The sequence below is a fragment of the Flavobacterium sp. W22_SRS_FK3 genome (assembly GCF_052113665.1).
GTDB lineage: Bacteria > Bacteroidota > Bacteroidia > Flavobacteriales > Flavobacteriaceae > Flavobacterium.
Window position 1 is genome coordinate 113,455 of sequence record NZ_JBGQOF010000012.1, and the last position, 25,673, is coordinate 139,127.

At 33.8% G+C, this 25,673-nt stretch carries 23 protein-coding genes; 8 read left to right on the plus strand and 15 right to left on the minus strand.

Annotated features, from left to right (window positions below):
* Window positions 1–23 precede the first annotated feature (23 nt).
* The 6 genes from bioD to ACEN2I_RS13475 all read right to left on the minus strand — a co-directional run bounded on the left by bioD (window position 24) and on the right by ACEN2I_RS13475 (window position 4,272).
* Window positions 24–656 (minus strand): dethiobiotin synthase, encoded by a 633-nt coding sequence (gene bioD, locus ACEN2I_RS13450; RefSeq protein ID WP_441766617.1) that lies wholly within the window; start codon window positions 654–656, stop codon window positions 24–26.
* Window positions 657–726: 70 nt separating this feature from the next.
* Window positions 727–1,341: a hypothetical protein gene (locus tag ACEN2I_RS13455; RefSeq protein WP_441766618.1), complete on the minus strand. Its 615-nt coding sequence runs from the start codon at window positions 1,339–1,341 to the stop codon at window positions 727–729.
* Window positions 1,331–1,834: an RNA polymerase sigma factor gene (locus ACEN2I_RS13460; RefSeq protein ID WP_441766619.1), complete on the minus strand. Its 504-nt coding sequence runs from the start codon at window positions 1,832–1,834 to the stop codon at window positions 1,331–1,333. The genes ACEN2I_RS13455 and ACEN2I_RS13460 overlap by 11 nt, the downstream gene beginning before the upstream one ends.
* A gap of 7 nt (window positions 1,835–1,841) precedes the next feature.
* Complete coding sequence (locus tag ACEN2I_RS13465; protein ID WP_441766620.1) at window positions 1,842–2,705, minus strand: TraB/GumN family protein; 864 nt, start codon at window positions 2,703–2,705, stop codon at window positions 1,842–1,844.
* Window positions 2,706–2,756: 51 nt separating this feature from the next.
* Window positions 2,757–2,951, minus strand: coding sequence for a hypothetical protein (locus tag ACEN2I_RS13470; protein ID WP_441766621.1), 195 nt, complete (start codon window positions 2,949–2,951; stop codon window positions 2,757–2,759).
* A 184-nt stretch (window positions 2,952–3,135) separates the two neighbouring features.
* Window positions 3,136–4,272 (minus strand): aminotransferase class I/II-fold pyridoxal phosphate-dependent enzyme, encoded by a 1,137-nt coding sequence (locus tag ACEN2I_RS13475; protein ID WP_441766622.1) that lies wholly within the window; start codon window positions 4,270–4,272, stop codon window positions 3,136–3,138.
* Between the two features lie 189 nt (window positions 4,273–4,461).
* On the opposite strand from ACEN2I_RS13475, the gene ACEN2I_RS13480 reads away from it, so the two are divergent.
* The 3 genes from ACEN2I_RS13480 (at window position 4,462) to ACEN2I_RS13490 (ending at window position 5,547) form a co-directional block, all read left to right on the plus strand.
* A complete protein-coding gene (locus tag ACEN2I_RS13480; RefSeq protein WP_441766623.1) occupies window positions 4,462–4,737 on the plus strand; it encodes a hypothetical protein in 276 nt (91 codons plus the stop codon).
* Between the two features lie 255 nt (window positions 4,738–4,992).
* Window positions 4,993–5,334: a hypothetical protein gene (locus ACEN2I_RS13485; protein WP_441766624.1), complete on the plus strand. Its 342-nt coding sequence runs from the start codon at window positions 4,993–4,995 to the stop codon at window positions 5,332–5,334.
* A 3-nt stretch (window positions 5,335–5,337) separates the two neighbouring features.
* The gene (locus tag ACEN2I_RS13490; RefSeq protein ID WP_441766625.1) at window positions 5,338–5,547 is read left to right on the plus strand and encodes a helix-turn-helix domain-containing protein; all 210 of its coding nucleotides are present in this window, start codon (window positions 5,338–5,340) and stop codon (window positions 5,545–5,547) included.
* A gap of 96 nt (window positions 5,548–5,643) precedes the next feature.
* Here ACEN2I_RS13490 and ACEN2I_RS13495 read toward each other — a convergent pair whose 3' ends face one another.
* The 7 genes from ACEN2I_RS13495 to ACEN2I_RS13525 form a co-directional block, all read right to left on the minus strand.
* Window positions 5,644–5,925, minus strand: coding sequence for a F0F1 ATP synthase subunit epsilon (locus ACEN2I_RS13495; protein ID WP_441766626.1), 282 nt, complete (start codon window positions 5,923–5,925; stop codon window positions 5,644–5,646).
* A gap of 92 nt (window positions 5,926–6,017) precedes the next feature.
* Complete coding sequence (atpD, locus tag ACEN2I_RS13500) at window positions 6,018–7,529, minus strand: F0F1 ATP synthase subunit beta (protein WP_441766627.1); 1,512 nt, start codon at window positions 7,527–7,529, stop codon at window positions 6,018–6,020.
* 235 nt (window positions 7,530–7,764) lie between these two features.
* On the minus strand, window positions 7,765–9,330 hold the full coding sequence (locus tag ACEN2I_RS13505; RefSeq protein WP_441766628.1) for a G-D-S-L family lipolytic protein: 1,566 nt from the start codon (window positions 9,328–9,330) through the stop codon (window positions 7,765–7,767).
* Window positions 9,331–9,412: 82 nt separating this feature from the next.
* Window positions 9,413–12,223, minus strand: coding sequence for a carboxypeptidase-like regulatory domain-containing protein (locus ACEN2I_RS13510; protein WP_441766629.1), 2,811 nt, complete (start codon window positions 12,221–12,223; stop codon window positions 9,413–9,415).
* A gap of 300 nt (window positions 12,224–12,523) precedes the next feature.
* Window positions 12,524–14,374: a glutamine--fructose-6-phosphate transaminase (isomerizing) gene (gene glmS, locus ACEN2I_RS13515; protein ID WP_441766630.1), complete on the minus strand. Its 1,851-nt coding sequence runs from the start codon at window positions 14,372–14,374 to the stop codon at window positions 12,524–12,526.
* A gap of 10 nt (window positions 14,375–14,384) precedes the next feature.
* Window positions 14,385–16,106: a DUF4270 domain-containing protein gene (locus ACEN2I_RS13520; protein ID WP_441766631.1), complete on the minus strand. Its 1,722-nt coding sequence runs from the start codon at window positions 16,104–16,106 to the stop codon at window positions 14,385–14,387.
* Window positions 16,107–16,127: 21 nt separating this feature from the next.
* Window positions 16,128–16,934 carry a glycogen/starch synthase gene (locus ACEN2I_RS13525; RefSeq protein WP_441766632.1) on the minus strand — a complete coding sequence of 269 codons (807 nt, stop codon included), beginning with the start codon at window positions 16,932–16,934 and terminating at the stop codon, window positions 16,128–16,130.
* 78 nt (window positions 16,935–17,012) lie between these two features.
* On the opposite strand from ACEN2I_RS13525, the gene panC reads away from it, so the two are divergent.
* From panC to ACEN2I_RS13550, 5 genes are all read left to right on the plus strand, one after another.
* Window positions 17,013–17,891, plus strand: coding sequence for a pantoate--beta-alanine ligase (gene panC / locus ACEN2I_RS13530; RefSeq protein ID WP_441766633.1), 879 nt, complete (start codon window positions 17,013–17,015; stop codon window positions 17,889–17,891).
* A gap of 14 nt (window positions 17,892–17,905) precedes the next feature.
* On the plus strand, window positions 17,906–18,256 hold the full coding sequence (gene panD, locus ACEN2I_RS13535; protein ID WP_031456621.1) for an aspartate 1-decarboxylase: 351 nt from the start codon (window positions 17,906–17,908) through the stop codon (window positions 18,254–18,256).
* 163 nt (window positions 18,257–18,419) lie between these two features.
* Window positions 18,420–19,577: an alpha/beta hydrolase gene (locus ACEN2I_RS13540; protein WP_441766634.1), complete on the plus strand. Its 1,158-nt coding sequence runs from the start codon at window positions 18,420–18,422 to the stop codon at window positions 19,575–19,577.
* Window positions 19,577–20,938 (plus strand): DNA repair protein RadA, encoded by a 1,362-nt coding sequence (gene radA / locus ACEN2I_RS13545; RefSeq protein ID WP_441766635.1) that lies wholly within the window; start codon window positions 19,577–19,579, stop codon window positions 20,936–20,938. The genes ACEN2I_RS13540 and radA overlap by 1 nt, the downstream gene beginning before the upstream one ends.
* Before the next feature lie 18 nt (window positions 20,939–20,956).
* On the plus strand, window positions 20,957–22,921 hold the full coding sequence (locus ACEN2I_RS13550) for a biosynthetic peptidoglycan transglycosylase (RefSeq protein ID WP_441766636.1): 1,965 nt from the start codon (window positions 20,957–20,959) through the stop codon (window positions 22,919–22,921).
* 160 nt (window positions 22,922–23,081) lie between these two features.
* Here ACEN2I_RS13550 and ACEN2I_RS13555 read toward each other — a convergent pair whose 3' ends face one another.
* Both ACEN2I_RS13555 and ACEN2I_RS13560 read right to left on the minus strand, forming a co-directional pair.
* Window positions 23,082–23,831: a LytR/AlgR family response regulator transcription factor gene (locus tag ACEN2I_RS13555; RefSeq protein ID WP_441766637.1), complete on the minus strand. Its 750-nt coding sequence runs from the start codon at window positions 23,829–23,831 to the stop codon at window positions 23,082–23,084.
* Window positions 23,828–25,648 carry a tetratricopeptide repeat-containing sensor histidine kinase gene (locus tag ACEN2I_RS13560; protein ID WP_441766638.1) on the minus strand — a complete coding sequence of 607 codons (1,821 nt, stop codon included), beginning with the start codon at window positions 25,646–25,648 and terminating at the stop codon, window positions 23,828–23,830. The genes ACEN2I_RS13555 and ACEN2I_RS13560 overlap by 4 nt, the downstream gene beginning before the upstream one ends.
* Between the last annotated feature and the right edge of the window lie 25 nt (window positions 25,649–25,673).

The following is a 25,673-nucleotide window of genomic DNA, read 5'->3' on the forward strand; positions in this document are numbered from 1 at the left end:
TTGTAAATTGTAGATTTCTGATTTTAGATTTTAGATTCTTCTAATGCGAGAAGATTATCTTTAAACAAATCGGCGTATTCGCGAATTACATTTTGATCAAAATAAGGTTCTTCGTCAATTCTTCCGATATTTTTGATGCCCGTTCTATTCAAAATCAAACTTTCTGTTGCTTTATTTTCGCTTCCGCTAAAGATAATTCCGGACACCTTTAATCCTCTGTTTTGAATGGCTTCAATGGTCAATAAAGTATGATTGATACTTCCTAAATAATGCCTTGAAACTACAATCACTTTATACTCTGGCTGAATTAAATCTATAATCGTATCTTTTTCGTTTAACGGAACAAAAATTCCGCCAGCACCTTCGATTACCAAATGATTAGCTGTTTTTGGTTCCTGAATATGTTTTAAATCAATTATAATTCCATCAATTTCAGCTGCCAAATGCGGACTCGCTGGCGTATTTAACTGATATGCATTTGGATAAAATTGTGATTTAGAATTCGAAACTTGAGCTTTTACTTTATGACTATCCGAATTATCCAAATCTCCCGCCTGAATCGGTTTCCAGTAATCTGCTTCCAAAGCTTCGACAACAATAGCAGAAGCAATCGTTTTTCCAACATCCGTAGAAATTCCTGTTACAAATATTTTCATTGTTTTGTTTTAATAACATGCAAAAATACCAATAAAACAACAAACCCATCATTACGATGGGCTGCATTTTTTACTCTTCTTTTAATTCGTCTATTACTTTCTTTATTTCTTTGGCGTACTTACCATAGAAAAAATGAACCCACCATTCCAACATTAATCCCATAAAAAGCATGGTAAAAACAACAACAGAAAATATGCTAATTAGTTCTGTATTGTTAAACTCAAGAATGCTAAAATTGGCCGATTTTAAAGCTTGATAATAGACAAAAACCACCAGGAATAAAACCATAAAAGGGGTTAAAGCAAAACCAAACGTTTTGTACAATTCCATATTGAGTCTAATATCAAAATAGGTTTCGTATAAATTGTCTTTTGTTTTTAAGGCAATGTTGTTTAGTCTTTTATAAAACAAATAAAGCTTTACCAAATAATAAACACAAACCGCCGTAAACATGCTAAACAACAAATAAAAAGGCATTATGAATTTTTGCTCAAAATGAAAAATATACGGTGTAAATGCGATTAAGAGAACAGAGATCGTCTGGTAAATTAATTCATTTTTTAAATTTTTTCTAATTTTATCCAAAGGCGTATTTGCTGAATGTATTTTTTCTAAATTATCAGGTAGAAGGACATTTTCAGTCTTCTCATTATTCCATGCGTTTTGTATATCGTTAAAATCCATAACCTTGATTTTTTATAATTTCTTTTAATTTTTCTTTTGCTCTGTTTAATTTTACTCTGGCATTACCTTCCGAAATCCCTAAGTTTTCGCCAATTTCTTTGTGTGAGAATCCTTCTAGTTGATAGAAGATAATGGCTTTGTCAATTTTTTCCAGTTTTTGAACTGCTTTATAAAAATGTTCTAACTGACTTTCTTTTATAGCCGAATCTCCTTCGTCGTCTTTAATGTTTTCTGAGACTATTTCGTACTTATCAACCTTTCGTTTTTCCTTTTTTAGGAAAACGATTGCGGTATTTACGGCTACCCGGTACATCCAGGTCGAAAACTGACTTTCGTTCCGGAAGGACTCATACGATTTCCAAAGCTGACAAACAATCTCCTGAAACAAATCCTGTTGATCATCATGATTGTCCATGTACATTTTAGAAACTTTGTATAAGATTCCTTTGTGCTTTTCAATTCGGGTTAAAAATTCTTGTTCTTTTTCTTTCAAAACCGTACTAGTTCATTATTGGTTTAACGTTGTATCCTGCTTTTCTCAATAAATTAATAACACCAGATTCACCGGCTAAATGTGCTGATCCTACTGCAATGAATGCGTTTCCCTTTTTTATTATTTCAGGTATTGTTATTAGCCAATTTTGATTTCTGTTATCCAGAATTGCTTTTTTGGTTTCTTCATTTATAATTTTTTCATCAGTAATGATATCATATAAAGAGTTGATGTTTTCTTCTTTGTATGTTGCAACCAATTTATCGGTTTCTTCTTTGTTGAATTCTTCCAGCATTTTAATCATTTCTGTATCAGAATAGGCTTTTCCAAACATATCCATTTGCTCTTTTACGGTTTCCAGTCCAATAATCGGGAGTTTTCGTTGTTTTGCAGTCTCTATAAAATTCATTTCGTAGAATTTCAAATCATTACAGCCAAAACTTTTCATCATAACTAAACTCATAATCGTAAATAAGCTATAGCTGTCTACTTGCTCAATGGTCATTCCTGTCTTCTTTTGCAGAATATTATCCAGTTTTAATACATCCTGAGCACCTAATGTTTTGCTAAGCGGTTCTTTGCCCATTGCCATTTGCTGCATATCGGTCAATTGTTTTGGGTCAGAAAGGTCAATTTCCAGGACTAATTTATTTGAAGAGGCTAATGCTTTTTTTGTTTTTTCGGAAAGAAAATAATCTGCTGAGCAAATCATATGAATCGTTCCATACAAATAAGACGGTTTTGATAATCCGTTTCCTGATACTTCCCACAAAAGTGAATTTTCAAGTTTTGGGGATTTTGTTTGCGCCTGTGTAGACAAACTAAAAATAATTGTGATAGCTGTTATTACTGATTTAAATAAATTTTTCATTTCGTTGATTGATTAAGTTGATAATTGATTGATGATTGAAATCCGCTGTTATTACTTTATGTTTTTTTTTCGTTGCCAGGAAGCTATCGAGGCAGCAAATAAACAAATCATTACAACAAGTGTTTCTGTTCTTGGTTTATTTAAAATAAAGTGATTTACTAAAGTGTAGCCTAATCCGAGAGAAGTCGAAAATACAAATACAAAGTCCGAATTTCTTTCGCTTTTTGAAGGTGATGCTATTTTCATAATTATATTGATTTATTTGATTACGACTCGTAAGTAATCGAATAATTAAAACGTTACAAAAAAAACAAACTTTTTTTAAATGAGTAAATACAAATGTTACGCTGAGATTCGGAAAAAATACAAAAAGAAAATAAAGAGATTTTGTTGAATTTTTGTTTGCGAAGCTTTGTGAAACAGATTTAGATTAAAAAATGTAATTTCTTAATAATTCTAAAACCTGATTAATTTCTTCTTCAGAATTATAACTATGAATACAAAAACGCAGACGTTCCTGACCTTCCGGAACTGTCGGCGAAAGAATTGGTTTGACATCAAAGCCTTGTTCCTGAATCTGTTGTGCCATTTTTTTTACTTTGTCATTTCCAGGAATAATAGCAGATTGAATGGCAGATTTACTTCGGACAAACATTGGTTTTAAGCCTAATAAATTTTTCTGCTGATTGAAGAACACAATGTTTTGGCGTAGTCTTTCAATGTTTTCTTTTTCAATTTCTAAATGCTGATAAGCAACTAAAATTGTTGCTAGAGAATGCGGAGGTAATCCTGTTGTATAAATAAAACTTCGGGCGAAGTTTACTAAATATTGTTTAAGTTTCTGACTTCCTAAAATAACAGCTCCGTGACATCCTAACCCTTTCCCGAAAGTCATGATGCGGGCAAAAATTCTGTTTTGTAAAGTAAGATATTGTGATAGACCTTCACCTTTTTCACCAAAAACGCCTAAAGCGTGCGCTTCATCAACAACAAGATAACAATTGTATTTTTCAGAAAGCTGAACCAATTCTTCAAGATTCGGACTATCGCCATCCATAGAAAAAACGGTTTCGGTAACAATGTAAATATTGGTGTCTGGAAATTTCAGGATTAAACGTTCTAAATCTTCAAAATCGTTATGATTGAATTTGTATGATTTAGCATTAGACATAACAATTCCGTCGCGAATAGAAGCGTGACTTAGTTCATCGTACAAAATAACATCATTTCGTTGCGGTACAGCGCTAAAAAAACCAACATTGGCATCGTAACCCGAATTAAAGATTAAAGTTGCTTCAGCATCATGAAATTCACTTATAAAGTTTTCTGCAATTTGATATAGCGAGTGGTTGCCGGAAATTAAACGGGAACCTGTCGCTCCGTTTTGAATAATATCATTTTCGATTAGATAATGATGTGCCAATTTAAAAACCTTTTCAGATTTAGAAAATCCAATATAATCATTAGAAGAAAAATCGACAAGATTATTAAAACTTGGCAATTTTCTCAACGAATTATTCTGCTTTCGATTTTCGAGCTTTTGAATCAGGTTTTCCGGTAATTTCATAGAAACAAAGTTAGAGAAAATAACAGGATCATGATGCCAATTTCCTAATTCAAAAAATATTGACTTTTAATTATTAAAATATCCATTAAAAAAATTACATCAATATTTAAAAAAAAACATCGTTTTTTAATTATTTTTTATTGTTTATCAATAATTTATATATTTACACCGTATCAAAACCTAATCATTATGAAATCAACCAAATACTTTGCCTCATTGTTATATTTTGCTATATCATTTATATTAATTGTTACTGCTGCTTATTTTATTATTGGAATATCCGCAAGATTTTTTGGCAACGATGGACAATATATTTATAAGACTGGCAATACTACTTTTACAATAGGAAGTAAAAATTCTGAAGGATCTTTAGTACCTGTTACACTAACGGTACAAATTCCTGATTCCATCAATGTCAATAAATCATACTTGGTGCTGTTACAGCAGATTCATATCCATCTGTAAAGAATGAATTTTTAAAAGAAAATAAAAAAGTAAAAGCTGTAAACCTATACAATGTAAATACTATGCAAGAAAAATCTGTTATGGTTTATGAGAATGGAAATTATATAAATCGAAAACCGAATTCATTTCGATTTATTAAACATGAACATATTGGAGACTCCCAATATTTAAGGATTAAAACCACAAGTACTTTAACAAACCTGGCTTTAATGCTAAGAGAATATTTAAATAAATTCTCTTTTTTATATTCTGGAAATGTACTTTTTAGCATTAATTTTAAAAGAACTGGCTAAAGAAATTTATTTTTCGAAAATTCTTTCAAAGTATATAGCTAAACTTGGTTATTTACTACTTTTTTCACAATTAATTCCCCTAATCTATACTTTTATTGATGTGAAATTATTTGGGAATGTAACAATAGTGCCTCAAATCTTAAGATCTTTACGAGACACCTATTTCGAAAATATACATGTTTCATTTAATCCAGTTATTGACGTGGAGATGTACATCATTTTTTTAGGTAGTGTATTGGTTTTGCTTACCAAATTAATAGAAAGAGGAAGAGTATTAGAAGAAGAAAATGAATTAACAATATAAATTATGCCAATCATTGTAAATCTCGATGTAATGCTCGCCAAAAGAAAAATGCGTTCAAATGAATTAGCAGAAAGAATTGGCATTACAACAGCAAATCTTTCTATTTTGAAAACAGGAAAAGCAAAGGCTATTCGGTTTTCGACTTTAGAACTTATCTGCGAAATTCTGGAATGCCAGCCTGGAGACATTATGGAGTTTGTAAAGGAGAAATAATTTTTTACCAGAAAAAACTTACTCCATGTAACTAAGATTATTGAACAAAAAAAGCCAAACATCTCTGTCTGGCTTTTCATTTATTTTGAAATTATCTTAGTCAACTAAAACAATTACTTTATTGTCTTTCATCTCGATTGTACCTGAATTGATCTCTAATGTATAGGTCTGTTCATTTACTTTCGTGAATTTGCTCGCTACATCTTTAGAAAAACTAAATTTTGGAGCTGCAATTTTTACAGTTCCTTTTTCCAGAATAGAAACAATAGGAGCGTGATTATTTAATATTTGAAAGCTTCCATCAACTCCAGGTAATGTAACTGAAGTTACTTCTCCTGAAAATAATTTTGCCTCTGGTGATACTATTTCTAAAATCATAACTATTTTTTAAATTCCAAATTATAAAATTCCAAATCCCAATTTTGGAATTTGGAATTTTTATTTTTTGTTGTTTATCAAGCTGTGCTTGATTATGCTTCAGCCAACATTTTTTCTCCAGCTTCGATAGCATCCTGAATAGAACCTTTCAAGTTGAAAGCTGCCTCAGGAAGATGATCTAACTCACCGTCGATAATCATGTTGAATCCTTTAATAGTATCTTTAATATCAACCAAAACTCCAGGAATACCTGTAAATTGTTCTGCTACGTGGAAAGGCTGAGATAAGAAACGTTGTACACGACGTGCTCTCGATACAGAAAGTTTATCTTCTTCAGATAATTCTTCCATACCTAAGATTGCGATAATATCTTGTAATTGTTTGTATTTTTGAAGAATCTCTTTTACTCTTTGTGCACAGTCGTAGTGCTCATTCCCTAAAATCTGTGGAGTCAAAATTCTTGAAGTAGAATCTAACGGGTCAACCGCTGGATAAATACCTAGCTCAGCAATTTTACGAGACAATACAGTTGTAGCATCTAAGTGAGCAAACGTTGTTGCCGGCGCCGGGTCAGTTAAGTCATCCGCAGGAACGTAAACCGCTTGTACAGATGTAATAGATCCTTTGTTTGTAGAGGTAATACGCTCTTGCATAGCTCCCATCTCTGTTGCCAAAGTTGGTTGGTATCCTACTGCAGAAGGCATACGTCCTAAAAGTGCTGATACCTCAGAACCTGCTTGTGTAAAACGGAAGATGTTATCAACGAAAAACAATACGTCTTTCCCTTGATCAGTTCCGGCTCCATCACGGAAATACTCTGCGATAGATAATCCTGAAAGTGCTACACGGGCACGAGCTCCAGGTGGTTCATTCATTTGACCGAAAACGAAAGTAGCTTTAGACTCTCTCATTCCTGGCATATCTACTTTAGACAAATCCCATCCTCCATTTTCCATAGAGTGCATGAAATCATCACCATATTTAATAATTCCTGACTCTAACATCTCACGAAGTAAGTCATTTCCTTCTCGTGTTCTTTCACCTACTCCTGCGAATACTGAAAGTCCACCATGACCTTTTGCAATATTGTTGATCAATTCCTGAATCAATACTGTTTTACCAACACCGGCACCACCAAACAATCCAATTTTACCCCCTTTTGCGTAAGGCTCAATCAAATCAATTACTTTAATACCTGTGAATAAAACTTCAGAAGAAGTTGATAAATCTTCGAATCTAGGTGCTGGTCTGTGGATAGATAATCCATTATCACCATCTTTTGGCAAGTTTCCTAAACCATCGATAGCATCACCAATTACATTAAACAAACGTCCGTAAACATCTGGTCCAACTGGCATTTTGATTGGATTTCCTGTCCCAACCACTTCATAACCTCTGCTCAAACCGTCAGTTGAGTCCATCGAAATGGTACGTACCGTGTTTTCACCAATGTGAGATTGTACTTCTAGAACTAACAATGTTCCGTCTTTTTTTGTGATTTCTAATGAATCATAAATTTTTGGAAGTTCAACATCTTTACCGTTGAAAACTACATCAACTACTGGTCCAATGATTTGAGCAACTTTTCCTATTACTTTTGACATTACTTATGTGTTTATTAAATAGCTATTTAGGTTTATCGAAAATACCTCTTTTTTCAGAGCGCAAAGATAAATTTTTAAAATATAAAATCAATATTTTTTTTATAAAAAATACTGCCTTTTTGTTTGATTCCTAAAACTCAGGCCTCAAATATCGAAAACGGCAATTTTTTTCATAAATAAAAAAAGCCACTACATTTTAGAAAAGAGTGGCTTTCTTCATTTAACAAATGTTTTTTTATAAGGATGCCGGATATTGAATTGGGTATAAAGCCAAATCAACATGACGGAGCGTTGAACCATACTTTGCATTAATCGCATCTATAAAAATATTAGCAATTAAACCATAGCCTCTTGCACTTGGGTGAACTCCATCTAAAGAAAAAGCGCCGCCTGTTACATAAGCTGATGTCAGGCTGAAATTGCCAAATTTAATTCCAGTACTTGATAATTGTGTCAATACAGCTCTTGTGTCAACAAATGCCAAACCTTTTTCAGTTGCAATTGCTGCAATTGTTGTATTATATGCATCTGTTGCATTTTTAATTTCTGTAGTTTCTACAGGAATCAAAACGTGTTTGTCTTGTAAAGGATATGTTACACCGAATTTATTTAAAGGGGCTGGCGGTGCGATTCCAATCCCTGAATCAGTAGCTGTCGGAGCAGCACCAATATCAGTTCTTGTTGGCAATACAACTAAGTCTGTAGCTTTGGCCTGTCTTGCCTGTCCGAAAACAGAACCATAAAAGGCAGCAGTTTGTGCGCCTAATGTTGGAGTAAAAGCAGCAGTTAACTGGGCAGATAAATTAGCTAGGCTCTCATCCTTAATTAATAGTGGATTTGATCCTGTTTCAGATAATAAATTAATTCTATCACCTGCGTTAAAAGCGGTTAAAGCTTGTTTTAGCGGGCCATATAATTGCGTATTAAGTGCCTGAATAGTTGCTTTTCCAACTGCTTCATCATTATTACCCAGTGATTTAGCTGTAAGTGGATTGTAAGGTACTGTTGTGAAATAAGGCAATGCTGTGATATATGGTAAATTCGCCACTACTCCTTTTGCTCCATTTGCGGTTAAACTCGTAACCAAAGAAGAATAAACGCTTGCAAAAACTGTTGGATCTGTAATGTCATTTCCGCCATACGTTGCAGGATTCATGTTTCCAGTTTGGTCTTTGCCGATGCCGCCAGAAGTTGCATAACTTAAAACGTCGTTTCCTCCAATAAATAAAGAGAAAAAAGTTGGTCCCTGTGCAACTGCATCTGCTAAAACTGTTGTTGAAGGTGTACTGGCGAATCTGGCAAAATATGGATTTGCTGCTCCCGATGCTACTCCTGCAACATTTCCAAAATTGGCAGCAACTAAATGAAAGCTTTTAGCTCCCGGAACACCTAAATTACCAAATGAACCCGTAAGATGAGATGTAATTTCTGTAGTTGGAGTTCCTGCTACATTAACCGGTGCTGTACCATTAAAATAGAGGCGCGTTCCGGCTACAACATTTCCTCCCAAAAGCAATCCACCAATATTATCATTCATAAATGGCGTTGTAAAAGATCCTCCGCCTGCAGCAGCAAATTGCTGTGCCAAAATATTTGTATAGGCACCTTCCTGACCTTTTTTAAACAAGGCATTATCACTATATCCTGCAGCAAAAGAATCTCCAAGTGCTACATATTTTGTAAAAACTGCAGAACCAGGTGTTACCGGAACCTCTTCCGGAGTTTTGTTATCATCATCATTATTACAAGCTGCCATAAAGGTTAAAGAAACCAAGAATAGCCATTTTATATTTTTTTTCATGTTATTAACTTTTTAATTATTAGCTCTTTCTTATTGTTAAGCCCTAAAAAGAAAGATTTTTTTGACCAAATATCATTGTGATTTAAGGATTAATTATCCATGAAGCAAACCACATATGACCAATCATACCTGCACCAACTACCTGAAGATAATCTTTTCCAAAAAGATTTGTTGCTCCCACTTTAATAACAGATTTCAATTTTGGAATACCATAATTTATCTGCGCATCAAGAACTGTATTTTCAGGGATCATACCATCTCCAAAAGAAGATTGCCATAAATATTCTGTGTTCCATCTTACATTAACATTAAAGCCTAAGTTTTTAGTCACCTTAGCATTCCCAAAAGAACCTTTAATTCTATGTTTCGGCGTATTAAAGCCGGCAACAAAGCTTGGGTCTTCTGATTGGTCAAAATCAAATTGAGCATAATTATAATTAACTCCTAATTCAAAGTCTTTGTACACTTTTTTAGACAAACCAACTCCAAAGCCAAATGAAGTGATTTGGGCAGTAGTATTGGTGTAAACCTGATAAACTCTTCTGTCACCAAAGGCTAAAGCAGCATAACCTCTCTGAACTTCTGCATCTGCAGGATCAGTTCCTACTATTCCGTAATAAGGTGTAATTACTCGTGAAGTATTCATAAAATCATTGTAAATATTGTAATAAGCATTAAGGTCAATTGACAAATCATTTTGGACTACTGTGCGATATCCTGCTTCAAAAGCCTGTACTTGTTCTGGTTTTACTAATTTAGGATTGGCCACTTTAAGATCACCAGTATTTCCAGATGCGGCAAATGCCTGAACGGAAGTTAATGTATAGGAATTATCGTAAGCTCTGCGTCCTGATAAGTTAACTGTTGACCCAACGTCTGGCAAAGCCTGGCCAGCAAGACTAACAGGCTGCGTTTCCTGAAAACGATCTAAATTATCAGATGCAGAACCAATTAGTGCAAAAGGGCCTAAATCTAAACCAATATATTGATCCTGAGTAGTTGGGTTACGGAAACCTGTTTGATAAGATATTCTGAAATTATGTCTTTTTGATTCACCTGCAGAATACACAAAAGAAATTCTTGGTGAAATATTACCGTCAAAATTTTGACTTTTGTCATACCGAATAGATCCTGTAAATTTTAATCTTTCATCCATCCATTTTTTTTGCAATTGTGCATAAGCTCCATATTCTTTATAGTCTATTGGACCATCATAATCTGTAAAAATTGTTCCTTCTGAATTCATTATGTATTTTCTCCATGATCCACCAATCTGAATTTCGGCAAATTTGATAATATCTCTGAAATTGTAATTTATATCTGAATGATATAATTTTGAATTATCAATAAATTTAGCACCCTGAGTTAAGTCAGGATTAGAAGTAACAGTTGTAAGTGCATTTGTAAATTGTGCAGAACCCGGCTCAAATCTTGGTGATCTCGGAGCATCAGGATTAAGAGGATCTGTATTTGGTACTAATCCTAAATTTGGCGAAACATTGTAATCTGCAAAATTTCGGGCATAATTAGCTGCATCATTTGCATTAAGGCCAAGTACTGCAGAGGACAACTGAAACGCTGTTCCGTAATCTGTAAACCAGTTTTTATCAGATTTAGCCAGTCTGTTGATATTCCATCCGGCAAATCTCATGTCATAAGAATCTCCAGCATCTTCGCTTGTAAAATAAACCCTTCCAAAAAAGTTTTTCCCTTTTATTTCGAATTTACCCTGCTGCATTAGGAAATCTTTCAAAGCATATCTGTTTGCTCCCTGATAAATGGTACTTCCTGTGCCAATTTTATATTGCAATATGATTTCAGTATCATCTGCCCATGGTTTAATATGAGCACTAAAATCTGCCTTCATACTTTTAACTTTATTATCAGTTAAATCCTGTTCCCGATATCCGGTTCTGCTAACCTGTCCAACATTTGGAATAAAAGTTGTAACCTCATCTCCATAAATATTCAATCCATCGTAATTTTGATTCATTGCATGTCCAATAGAGCCTCCAGTCATACTTCTGGTATCTGCTGCGATCCATTCAGAAGCTTCCATATAGGTGAAATTTGCTTTCATTGCAAAATGCTTCGTAAACGCTTTTGCTGCTCTAATTCCAAAATCATTATAGTCGTTTGTTCCGGCTGCATCCTGGCTTGTTTGCCCGTATTTATAATAAACGCTTATTCCTTCATTCGTAAAAGGACTTTTACTGCTCATGAACATAATACCGTTAAAAGCATTAGCGCCGTATAGTGCAGAAGATGCTCCAGGCAAAAGTTCAACACTCGCTACATCAATATCAGAAATTCCAATTAAGTTACCCAAAACAAAGTTTAAAGCTGGAGATGAATTATCCATTCCGTCAACTAATTGCATAAAACGAGTATTTGCTACCGTAGCAAAACCACGAGTGTTAATGGATTTAAAAGAAATACTGCTGGTGTTAAAATTAACCTCTTTTAAGTTTTCTAAACCATCATAAAAAGTGGCGGCGGTTGTGTTTTTGATTTCCTGAATTCCCATTCGTTCAATAGTGACCGGAGATTCAATTACACGTTCCGGAGTTCGCGACGCAGAAACAACAATTTCATCCAATTTTGTTTCCTCATCTTTCAAAACTATGTTTACATTTTGATTTGCCGATGCAATAGTAATAGTTTTTGATTCAAAACCTACAGCAGATACTTTAATTGTATAAGGCAGCTTTGCAGTAGTGTTTAATTTGAATGACCCGTCAAAATCAGTAGATGTGCCATTGTTAGTACCCGATACGCTAATATTGGCTCCTGGTATTGATTGCTTGTTGCTGTCTGTAACAGAACCGGTAACAGAATTCTGCGAAAAAGATAATCCGCTGATAAACAACATAATTAGTAAATAGACTCTCATTGGTTAGTATTTTGTTAGTTTATATAGCCAAAATACAAATAATTTTAATATTAATAAAAAAACGTTAAAAAAAATTAATATTTATCATAATTTATCGCTTTATTTTAATTATTTGATATGCTGATTTATTAAACTTAAATCAATAAACCAACATTAACAAACCAAAATAGTATGCATACATAATAATTTTAAGAAAAAAACTGCATTTATCTTAAAAATTCGATTTATAAAAAAATATTTGGCAATAAAAAAAGCGAGATTGACATCTCGCTTTAATTTATAAATATTTGGCATTAAAAATTATTCTACAGTAACAGACTTAGCAAGGTTACGAGGCTGGTCAACATTACATCCTCTCATTACGGCAATATGATAAGATAAAAGCTGTAAAGGGATAGTAGTAATTAAGGGAGACAATGCGTCAGAAGTTTCTGGAATTTCAATAACATAATCTGCTAATTCACGAACCTGTGTATCACCTTTGGTAACTACCGCAATAATTTTACCACTGCGGGATTTAATTTCCTGAATGTTACTTACAATTTTATCATAGTGTCCTTGTTTAGGAGCTATAACTATAACCGGCATTTGTTCGTCAATTAGAGCAATTGGGCCATGTTTCATTTCTGCTGCAGGATATCCTTCGGCGTGAATATAGGATATCTCTTTAAGTTTTAAAGCACCTTCAAGGGCAACAGGAAAATTATAACCGCGTCCTAAATACAAGCAGTTTGGAGCGTCTTTAAAAGCTGCAGCAATTTCTTTAGCTCTTTCGTTTGTTTCTAATGCTTCTGCAACTCTTTCAGGAATTATTTCTAATTCTTGTAAAAAAGTGTGGAAATCAGTATTTGATAAAGTTCCTTTTGCTTTTCCTAATCTTAAAGCAATCATTGTCAAAACGGTTATCTGAGTAGTAAAGGCTTTGGTTGAAGCTACTCCAATTTCAGGTCCTGCATGTGTATAAGCACCTGCGTGACTTTCTCTTGAAATTGAGGATCCAACAACATTACAAACGCCAAATACAAAAGCACCATTTTCTTTTGCTAATTTAATAGCGGCCATTGTATCAGCTGTTTCTCCTGATTGAGAAATAGCGATGACAACGTCGTCTTTATTGATAATTGGATTTCGGTATCTAAATTCAGAAGCGTATTCAACTTCAACTGGGATACGGGTGAATTCTTCAAAAATATATTCGGCAACTAAACCAGCATGCCATGACGTTCCACATGCCACGATAATAATACGATTTGCGTTTAAGAATTTCTCAATATTATCCTCAACGCCAGCCAGTTGAATGATTCCTTCATTTGCATGAAGTCTTCCTCTGTAAGTATCTTTAATTACGCTTGGCTGCTCGTATATTTCTTTTAACATGAAATGATCGTAACCGCCTTTTTCAATTTGCTCCAAATTCATTTGAAGTTCCTGAATGTAAGGGTCTACTAAAGAGTCGTCTTTTATTTTTCTTATTTTAAGAGGTTTGTGTAATCTGATATTTGCCATTTCACCATCTTCTAAATATATAGCATTTGAAGTATATTCGATAAATGGCGAAGCATCAGAAGCAATAAAGTATTCACCTTCTCCAACTCCAATAGCTAAAGGGCTTCCTAATCTTGCAGCAACAATTTCATCAGGATTTTTTTTATCAAAAACGGCGATAGCATATGCACCTACAACTTGGTTTAAAGCAATTTGAACTGCTTTACCTAATTTTATCTTTTCATTTTTCTGTACTTCCTCAATTAAGTTAACCAAAACCTCAGTATCGGTATCAGAATGAAATATATAACCTCTTTTTTTTAATTCTTCTTTTAAAGGAGCGTAATTTTCGATTATCCCATTGTGAATAATAGCTAACTCTCCAGAATTAGAAAGATGTGGGTGCGAGTTAACATCATTAGGAACCCCGTGAGTTGCCCAGCGTGTATGACCAATTCCAATTGTTCCGTTGGTGGTGAAATCTGCCTTTGCTTTTTCCTCAAGATCCGAAACTTTTCCTTTTGTTTTACAAAGTTTAATACCTGATTCCTGTTCATATAACATTACACCGGCACTATCATATCCTCTGTATTCGAGGCGCTTTAATCCTTTGATAACAATAGGATAAGCCTCTCTGTGACCTATATATCCAACAATTCCACACATATCTTATTTTTTAATTTGGTTTCGTGTAGTAAATCTGAAGCTTTACTCTTTTGGCATAATTAGCATCAGTTTGAGGAATATTACTTCCAAATAATACGGTTCCTAACGGATTCATTACCGATGCCGTTGGGATTTCTGAAAAAATACTTTGTTTCGTTTTAGTTTTGTCTAATTTGGCTGATGTGATTACATTGATGTCTTCAGTAACAACTAAACCTAATTTAACATTCTTAGCATCAGCGTTTTTAATGATGTTTCGAATATGGTTTGTAATTCTTAATTTATATGTAGTGCCTCGACCATTTTCGTCTAAATTAATTATCCCCCCAAAAACAGTTCTGTTTTTTTTAGGATCACCATTCGGGCTTGTAGAACGATCAGCAGAATAATCTAAAAGTATCGTATTGTTGGTTAAATCGTATAAATATATTCTCGTAGGTTCTGTGGTGCCTGTCATTTTTTGTGAATCAATAGTAAAGACTAAATTAGCTTCATTAGCCAGCCATTTTTTAGACTTAACATTATTTCTGATTTCGTCTAATTCATCTGATACACTGTTTGGAGTATCTTCCCAATCTCCATTATCATTGTATTTTCCCAAGTCGGTTTTGTCAAATAGCTCAATAACGGCCATGGAACCTTGTCCGCCTTTTAGATATAATTTTTCGTCCGGGGTAGGGGTAACTTCGTTTTCAGTAGCATTTGTATAATCAGAAGGAGTATTGCTTTCTTCTAAAAGATTTACCGTATTTCCGGTTAAATTGATAACCAGAGTTTTTGATTCCATTTCAGTTTCTGCATCTGTAGTTATAGCTGTTTTTGCTTTATAAAAAATATTAATTTTTCCCTCACTAAACTTAATTTTAGCCATTTGGCTTGGTAAGGTCCCTGATTTTTCTACTTTGAAATATAATCCTTTAAAGTAGTTTTTGAAAACATCATCTGCAGCTAATTTGCTGGCAGGCGCATCAAATATCTTGGTTTTAAAAAAGTCTTTATTCAAATGCAAACGCATTTCTGGTTTGATTCTTTTAGTAACTTCAGCGGCAGTTTCAGTTTTTGGAGTTGTTTCTTTTATTTCTTTTGCATTAAAAAAGAATCCATCATTTTCTGAGTTATCCGTTACAATGGTCACATTACCCGCTGGGTCTTTTACTGTTTTGGTTGTTTGGTCATTTAATCTTACGCCTAATATCTCAGCCTGTTTTTCGAAATCACTATTTCTGTCTGTATTATAAAACTGATTGATGTCATAGTTGTTAGCGTTATAATTGTTCAGGAAAATACCAGATTCATAAACGCTTAATTTTATTTTTCCGTCGTTAGGACCGTAAATAGAATCTAAAACATAAGCAGTGCTGCCATCAGTAGCACTTTGTTCCGGCGCAATATGGCTAAAATAAGGAATATTTAAAGTTATACTGTCAATAACTGCTCCTTCTCCCAATGTAGGGGCATATGATGCTAATGAAACCTGAGTATTAAAATTCGCTGTAGTTGTTCCGAAAACTGCATTGTCGTAAACACCTAATGCGTTTACTGCTAGGTTATTAGAGGCAACAGGAGTGACTTTCTGATTATAAGTTGTAACACTATAGTTTTCTCCTTCCAGGTCAAAATGATTGTCTCCAATTAAATCATCGCCTATGGCATTGAACTCTTTATCGCAGGAATAAAAAACAACAACTGTTGCTATTAAAAGAATTTTCTTAAAAAAAGAAGTATTATACATGTTTAATAATAATGTTAAAATTTAAAGCCCCATACTTTTATAGAAATTTGTATACGCTTCTGCGAATGCATCTTTCGTGGCGAAAGGTAAAAAAGGTTTTCCTGAAGATTCTATAAATTTTGTTAAACTTGGCGATACATTTTGTGAAGCAATTATTACAGCATCTGAGTGTAAAATGCTTGCTTTTAAAATGTTTTCGTAGTTTGGAGTTTCTAAATCTGCAATACTGTCGTGTGGGACACCATCAAATTTTACTTTGTTGATCATTTGTAAATCCAGATTTTCATCAAAAGATTGTCCGTAAACTGAGGTTACAATTTTAGTTTCAGAAAATAAGGCTTCATTTTTATAATAATGTTTCATATAAATTGGAAGCATAGCCGCTAACCATCCATGAACGTGAATGATATCCGGAACCCAATTTAGTTTCTTTACGGTTTCAACAACTCCTTTTGCAAAAAAAATGGCTCTTTCGTCATTGTCAGGGTATAAAACCCCTTCTTCATCTGCAAAAGTTGCTTTTCTTTTAAAATATTCGTCATTATCAATAAAGTAAACCTGAATTCTTTCTTTAGGAATTGATGCTACTTTGATAATCAGGGGCATATCTAAGTCGTTTACTACCAAATTCATCCCTGAAAGCCTGATAACTTCGTGTAACTGATGTCTTCTTTCGTTAATATTTCCATATCTTGGCATGAAAATTCTTATTTGTCCACCCTGATCATTTATCATTTTAGGCACATCATAAGACATTAATGAAACCTCATTTTCAGCCAAATAAGGCACGACTTCAGATGATACATATAATATCCTCTTATCTTTCATAATAGTATTTTACTTAATTTTTGGTAATAAAAACGATGCAAAATTACAAAATTTTATGCAGTTATTAACTAATATATTATGTTTGCACTAAATTTTAATAATACCGCCATGCATATTTTCTACGGCAAAGTAGCCCTGATAGCTTATTTAAAAACTATCAAAACAGCAAATTCAACTATAGGATTTGTACCCACGATGGGCGCTTTACACCAAGGGCATCTGGCTTTAATGCAACGCTCAATTAAAGAAAATGATGATACCGTTGTGAGTATTTTTGTCAATCCTACTCAATTTAATAGTACTGAAGACCTCGAAAAATACCCTCGTACACTTGAAGAGGATGTTAGAAAAATGAGAGGTTTAAGTGATAAAATTATCCTATACGCTCCCTCTGTAGATGATATTTATGAAGGAAATACTGTATCTCAATCGTTTGATTTTGACGGATTGGAAAACCAAATGGAAGGGAAATTTAGACCAGGACATTTTAACGGTGTCGGAACTATAGTGAAAAGGCTGTTTGAAATTGTTTCGCCAACAAATGCCTATTTTGGAGAAAAAGATTTTCAGCAATTGCAGATCGTAAAAAAAATGGTCGAAAAAAACAACTTACCGGTTCATGTAGTGGGTTGTACTATTTTTAGAGAAGAAAACCAATTGGCAATGAGTTCCCGGAATGAACGTTTAACATCGGAGGAACGAAAAGAAGCTGCCATTATTTATAAAACCTTAACAGCAGCAAAAGAAGTATTCAAAGCAAAAAGTCCTCAGGAAACTATTGAATTTGTGGAAAATTCTTTTATAGATAACGAAAGATTTGACCTCGAATATTTTGTAATTGCTGACGAATCGACATTATTACCAATAGAGAATAAAATTAAGGACAAAAAATACCGTGCATTTATAGCAGTATTTGTTAATTCTATTAGGCTGATTGATACCATTTCATTAAATTAATTTACCTTTGCAACATGCAAATTCAAGTTATAAAATCAAAAATTCATCGTGTTAAAGTAACCGGAGCTGATTTAAATTATATTGGCAGTATTACTATCGATGAAACATTACTGGACGCCTCAAATATTATTGAAGGTGAAAAAGTATCTATTGTAAATATCAATAACGGTGAACGTTTTGAAACTTACGCTATTAAGGGTGAGAGAAATTCCGGCGAAATTACGCTGAATGGACCTGCAGCCAGAAAAGTCCAAAAAGATGATATCATCATCATTATTTCTTATGCAACCCTTGAATTTGAAGAAGCAAAAACCTTCAAACCATGGATTGTTTTTCCTAATGAAAATGATAATTCGCTAACTTAAATTTTTCTTTTGCTTTTTTTTCTTAATTTGTCAAATTTATTTTGCACAAACAAGATTCCTTTTGTCTTAAATTTCTTTTCTTTTTAAAAGTGCTACTTAACAAAAAAGCAAATAAAGTATTATATTGCCATCTTATTTTTAATACTTTTTAATTTCCCCAATCATGAAAAAAGTTTGCTTGTTTTTTGCTTTATTAATCTCCAGTTCTGTTTTTTCGCAAAAAAAATTCGACAACGTTAAATCTGAAATACTCGATGGAGAGAGAAGGATTACTATAGGGCTTCCTGCTTCTTATGAAGCTAATCCGTCTAAAAAATATCCGGTTTTGTATTTGCTGGATGGCGATTATTTATTCGATCCATTTTCAGGAGCTTTAACTTATGGTGTTTATTGGGATGATTTGCCTGAAATGATTATTATCGGAATTCACCAAAATCACGATGGAGAACGCTATGATGATTCTACTATCGATCAAAATGAAGGTTTGCCTTTTGAAAAAGGAGCAGCGTTTTTTGAATTTATCGGAGCTGAATTAATTCCTTATATTGAAAAGCAATATCGCACTACTCCTTTTAGAATTATAGCGGGTCATGATATAACAGCAAGTTTTATTAACTTCTATTTGTACAAAGAAACGCCTCTTTTTAACGGATATATTTGTTTAAGTCCTGAACTTGCTCCAAAAATGGAAATACGTATCCCGGAGAAATTTGCTAAAGTAAAAGAGCCATTTTTTTATTATCTGTCTGCAGGAGATGGTGATATCAATAAAATAAAAGAACCAATAGAAAAGCTAGCCAGCAATATTAAAGTTGCAAACAACCCCTTGGTAAATCTTAAATATGATTTGTTTAAAGATTCAACTCATTATTCAGAGGTTTTACATTCAATTCCAAATGCTTTATATCACATTTTTGAAGCTTACAAACCTATCAATTCAGCTGAATATAAAGATAAAATTGCAGTTCTTCAATCGGGTTATGCAGAATACTTAGAAAATAAATACAACACAATGTCAATGGTTTTAGGAGTTGATATTCCGGTTAGGATGAATGATTTTAAAGTTATTGAAAACCTTATTTTAAAAAACAATGCTTACGAGGAATTAGAAAAAATGGCTGAAATTGCAAATGTTGATTACCCTTTGGCTATGTTGGGAGAATATGAATTAGGTTTGATGTATGAAAAAAGAGGTGATCCGAAAAGAGCATCAAAAAGATATCAAAATGCTTCACAAATGGAGCCAATTGGTGATTTGAACAAAGATATGATGTACGAGAAAATTGATGAAATGAATAAGCTTGCCCAAAAAAGTAAATAATGTCTAAAGTTAAAACTTCCTTCTTTTGCCAAAATTGCGGAACACAATATGCCAAATGGCAAGGACAATGTAATGCCTGCAAAGAATGGAATACGATTGCCGAAGAAATTATTCAGAAGCAGGAAAAAGTAGCATGGAAAAGTGAACCGACTTCGACAAGTAAAGCACCACGGCCCTTAAAAATTAATGAAATCGATTCGGCTCAGGAAGTTCGAATGGACACTACAGACGGTGAATTGAATCGTGTTTTGGGTGGAGGAATCGTTCCGGGATCTTTAACGCTTTTGGGAGGAGAACCAGGAATTGGTAAAAGTACCCTTTTGCTGCAGATTTCATTAAAATTACCTTATAAAACTCTTTATGTTTCTGGTGAAGAAAGTCAGAAACAAATAAAGATGCGTGCCGAAAGAATTACGCCAAACAGTGACAATTGTTATATTCTGACGGAAACCAAAACACAGAATATCTTCAAACAGATTGAAGCGATTCAACCTGAAATTGTAATTATCGATTCGATTCAGACACTTCATACCGATTATATTGAATCTACCGCCGGCAGTATTTCTCAGATTAGGGAAACTACTGCCGAGTTGATCAAATTTGCAAAAGAAACCAATATTCCGGTTATTTTAATTGGACATATTACCAAAGACGGAAACATCGCAGGACCTAAAATCCTAGAACACATGGTAGATACCGTTTTACAGTTTGAAGGCGACAGAAACCACGTTTACCGAATTTTACGTTCTCTAAAAAACCGTTTTGGTTCAACGGCAGAATTGGGCATTTACGAAATGTTAGGAAGCGGTTTGCGGGAAGTAAGCAATCCATCCGAAATATTGATTTCGCATAAAGATGAAGAAATGTCTGGAACAGCGATTGCCACAACGATGGAAGGCATGCGTCCGCTGATGATCGAAATACAATCGCTGGTTAGCACAGCTGTTTACGGAACGCCACAACGAAGCACAACGGGTTATAATGCCAAAAGATTAAATATGATTTTGGCAGTTTTAGAAAAAAGAGCCGGTTTTCGTTTAGGCGCAAAAGATGTTTTCCTGAATGTGACAGGCGGAATTTCGGTAGATGATCCTGCAATTGATTTAGCTGTTGTGGCCGCTATTTTATCATCCAACGAAGATATTCCGGTTACGAAAGGTTTTTGTTTTGCCGGGGAAGTTGGGCTTTCAGGAGAAATTCGTCCTGTAAATCGGGTAGACCAGCGTATTCAGGAAGCTGAAAAACTAGGTTTCAATACTATTTTTGTATCGAAATATAACAAAATTGCCTTAAAAAATACCGGAATCAAAATTGAACTCGTGGCTAAAATTGAAGATGTGGCGAGTTTCCTTTTTGGTTAATTTTTATAAAACCTACTTATGAAATTTCCAAAACAAAATTTCTTCAAAGCGCTTAGAATAATTGCCCTGGTATTAGTTGTACTTTGTGTTGGACTTTACTTTTTTCGTGATTCTCTTTTAAAACAAGCTATTGCGAAAGTAACTCATAAAATGGCTGTTGATTACAATAGCACATTTTCTGTAAAATCAGCTTCTTTTGAAGGTTTGTCGGGAATTAAATTAACCGATATTATTTTGGTCCCTAAAAATGCTGATACTCTTTTCAATATAAAAAGAATAGGAACTACTATTAGCTTATCAAATCTATTAATAGGAAATGTTCAGATTGGAACTTTAAAAATCAATAACGGCTACATTCAACTGGTTAAAAAAGGAAAAGTTAGAAATTTTGATGCCTTTTTAAAAAAGGACGACACTGATAAAAAATCAGACGAAAAACGAAATTACGCCGATTTTGCTTACCGTATTATTTCAAAATTACTGAATTTGGTGCCGACCGATATGAAATTGGAAAATCTGAATTTTATAATTGATGATAACGGGAAAAAAGCATCTATAGCTATTAATAAACTCGTTTTAAATAACAAACAGCTAGAAACTAGTCTTCATGTTCAAAGCAGGAATTTTGATCAGCGCTGGAACATAAAAGGATTTGCCGACCCAAGAAATAAAAAAGCGGATATTCGTTTTTTTAATTTAGATACCGGAGCGATCAAAGTTCCATATTTAGATGAACGCTATAACCTAAAAGCAAGTTTCGATTCGATTCGTTTAAATGTCGAAAATATTGATAAAGACGGAAGCGAATTGCATATTGACGGTTATACATCTATCGCCAATTTAAAAATTAATCATCCAAAAATTGCCAGTAAAGATGTTGTAATTAAGAATGCACGATTTGATTACCGCTTTTTATTAGGTTCTGATTTTATTTCGGTTGACAGCACTTCAACCATGCAGCTCAATAAAATAAAAGTAAAACCTTATGTTTCGTATAATACCGAATCGGATACAGTTTATACCTTGAAAGTAGATATTCCTAAAATGCGGGCGCAGGATTTTATCGTTTCGTTGCCCGATGGTTTGTTTACGCATTTTCAGGGAATGGAAGCAACTGGTGTTTTTGATTATAAACTGGATTTTAAATTCAATAAAAACAAACCAAACACGTTGGTTTTTGACAGTAAACTGAATAAAGAAAACCTTAAAATCACTAAATACGGAGAAGCAAACCTGAATAAACTAAATGGGGAGTTTGTCTATCGTGCCATCATTCAAAATGTATTGCAGCGCCCAATTTTAGTTGGAAATGCAAATCCGAATTATACACCTTTAGATCAGATTTCACCTTATTTGCGAAAATGTGTACTAACGACTGAAGACCCATCTTTCTTTTCGCATCGCGGATTTATTACTGAGGCTTTCAAACAGTCGATTCTTAAGAATATCCGAACTAAAAAATTCTCGCGTGGTGCCAGTACGATTAGCATGCAATTAATTAAAAACGTTTTTCTGACGCGTGAAAAGACACTTTCGAGAAAGTTGGAAGAGATTTTATTGGTTTACATTTTAGAAAATAACCGAATTGCAAGCAAAGAAAGAATGCTAGAAGTGTATTTCAATATTATAGAATGGGGACCAAATGTGTATGGGATTGGAGAAGCAAGCCATTTTTATTTCCAAAAAAGGCCATCGGATTTAAGTGTTGATGAATGTTTGTACTTGGCTACTATTATTCCGAAGCCCAGAAAATTCATGTATCAGTTTAATGATCAGGGAAACTTGAAAGATTATGCATTACAAAATCAAAAATTCTTAAAGAACTTAATGTTTCGTCGCGGTCTTTTAATTCCGGAAGATACGCTAGGGCAATTGCCGGTTTATATTTCAGGGAATGCACGTTCGTTATTGCGAATAAAAGCTCCTGATTCAACTGTAGTTCCGGTTGATTCTTTATCGATAAGTGATGAGTTTGATTTGTAAAGTTTCTTGACAATTAAGCTATTTGCCAGGGTTGTCATTTCGAGGGACGAGAAATCACATTAGAAACCCGACAACAGTACGTCGCTCTCTCCTTCATTGATTTCTCCCTTCGGCCGAAATGACAATATTGGGTTTAAAAATTTCGGTCTTGGTGGCAAAACTATTTAAAATTCTTCAAAAATTCTTCCTTGTAAGTTGGTGAAACTTCAATTTCAGATCCATCGTGCAGGGTAATAATACCGCCTTTGTTATAAGACTTCACACAATTCATATTGATGATATGCGACTTGTGTACGCGAATAAAAGGCAATGGCAAAATTTCTGAAAAGTGTTTTAAAAAGCGGCAGACCATTTTCTTACTTCCATTATTCAAATATAAATCAGTGAAGTTTCCGTTGCCACGAAGACGAATGATTTCTTCCATTTTAACGACCTCAAAACCTTCAAGTGTAGGCAAAATTACCTGTTGTTTTTCAGGTTTGGATTCGTGAAAATTTTCGACAATGATTTTATTTCTGTTGAAGATTTCATGATTCATAATTTGATGATGCACCTTGTTTACAGCCACAATTAATTCTTCGATAGAAATAGGTTTTAGCAAATAATAGGCAGCACTTTGATTTAAAGCTTTAAGGGAATATTCAGAAAAGGCAGTTACGAATATGGTTTCGAATTGTAAATCTTTGCAGGCCTCCAAAACATCAAAAGCGTTTCCGAAAGGCATTTCGACATCCAGGAAAACCAATTGTGGCTGTATCTCGTGCAAAAGCGGTACAGCTTCTTTTATATTCTGAGCTTCTCCTACAACTTCAACCTGCGGACAATATTTGCTCAAATAATTTTTGAGCACTTCTCGCGCTGCCAATTCATCTTCGACAATAACACTTTTTATCTTTTGAAACGTCATCATATCGTATCAATTAAAGGAAAAACAATTTCGACTATGGTACCTGATTCCGGAAATTCTTTTTCGCTGATAGCAAAAGAAATGTTCTTTTTGTATAATTCATTCAGCAAACCAATTCGTTCTTTGGTATTGTTAAGTCCTCTTGATTCATGTACTTTCTGATTGCTTGTTTTGAGTTCCTGGCTTTTGGTTAAACCAATTCCGTTGTCTTCAATAATTACATTTACTTTTCCGTTATGGAGTTGAAATTTAAGATGTAAAAATCCTTTTTTGTCGAGATAGCGCAAGCCATGCCAAATCGCATTTTCCAGATGTGGCTGAATAATCATATTGGGCACAAAAACAGTTTCAGCATCGAGATCTTTATCAATAGTAACTTCAAAATCGAATTTATCCTGAAAACGTAAATGTTCCAATTCTAAATATTTTTGTAACTGCTCCACTTCTTTATCTAATATAATAAAATCCTTATTCGAATTTTCCATCATATCGCGCATAAGGGTCGAGTAGGAAGTGAGGTATTTATTGGCTTCGAGTTCTTTATTTTCAGAAATAAACTGATTGACGCTATTCAGGCTATTAAAAATAAAGTGCGGATTCATTTCGCGTCGCAACGACTGCAAAGCGATTTCTTTGTTTTTTGTTTTGATGGAAAAAAGCGATTTTACAATAAAAAGAAACAAAAGCAAAAGCAATATAACAGATCCGATAAGAAAATAATTGAACGTGTTTTTCTTTGTAATTAATTCGTCTTTAAGCGATTTTTCTTTCTCAAGCTGACGGATTTTGCCCTCCGTAATCTGGAACTTTTTAGTGTTAATCAAACTTGTATCTGATTGGATTAGCTGATCGAAATTTTGAAGGAATTGGTCATACAATGCCATGCTTTCTTTTTCATTTCCCTCGGCTTTATAGTATTTTACCAACTCTAATAATGTCTTTTTCGCTTCAGCTGAATTTCCTTTTCGAGAAGCCAGATCATAAGCCTCTTTCAGTGATACAAGAGCTTTTTTAGGTTCTTCTTTTTTAAAATAAAGAGTTGCCAGCGATTGTAATTGCTTTATCTGGGTATTAAAATCCTGGTTGGTTACGGCTTCCGCCAAAAGTTTTTCGTTGATACCGATTGCTTTTTCAAATTGATTGTCTGATGCGTATACTTTGGCAATCTCATTTTTGATTTTGATTACAGATTCAGGTTTGTCTTTTGCATAGACTAAAGCTTTTTTATAGCTTTCTATTGCAACTTTTTTATCTTTTAGATCTAATGAATTTTGCGCTTTCTGAACATAAGCTTCTGTAACTTCTTTGCTTTTCTTTTCTTTTTTCAGTAATTCAATATTAGAATCTACATAATTGGTCTGACTCGCGGGATTTGCATTATTACGTAAACGATTGGCATCATTTAAATTGATTTTTTCTTCAGAAACATCTTTTGACAATGAACCCGCAGTTTCATAATTTTTAATTGCCGAGCCAAAGTTCTTTTGGTTTTCCTGTGTTTTGGCTAAACTTCTTGTTACACGGGTTTTATCTTCGGTGAGTTTTAGTTTGGTATAACTGTTTAATGCTCTTTTAAAATACTCCTCGGCTTTTGCGTTGTCACCTTTGTTTTGGAATTCGATGGCAAGATGTTCATAATTTCGGGCAATTTGTCCTTCATCGTTTTCATCCAGCGACTTTTCTAAACTTTTTACGGCTTTGTTCATTTTTGATACTGGTGCCGCTTTCTTTTTTGAAATAGAATCTTGCGCTGTCATTCCAAAAGGAAATAACAGCAATAACAATAAAGATAAAATAGCAATTAATAATAAACGTCTCATATTATTACAATAATTTATGCGGGTT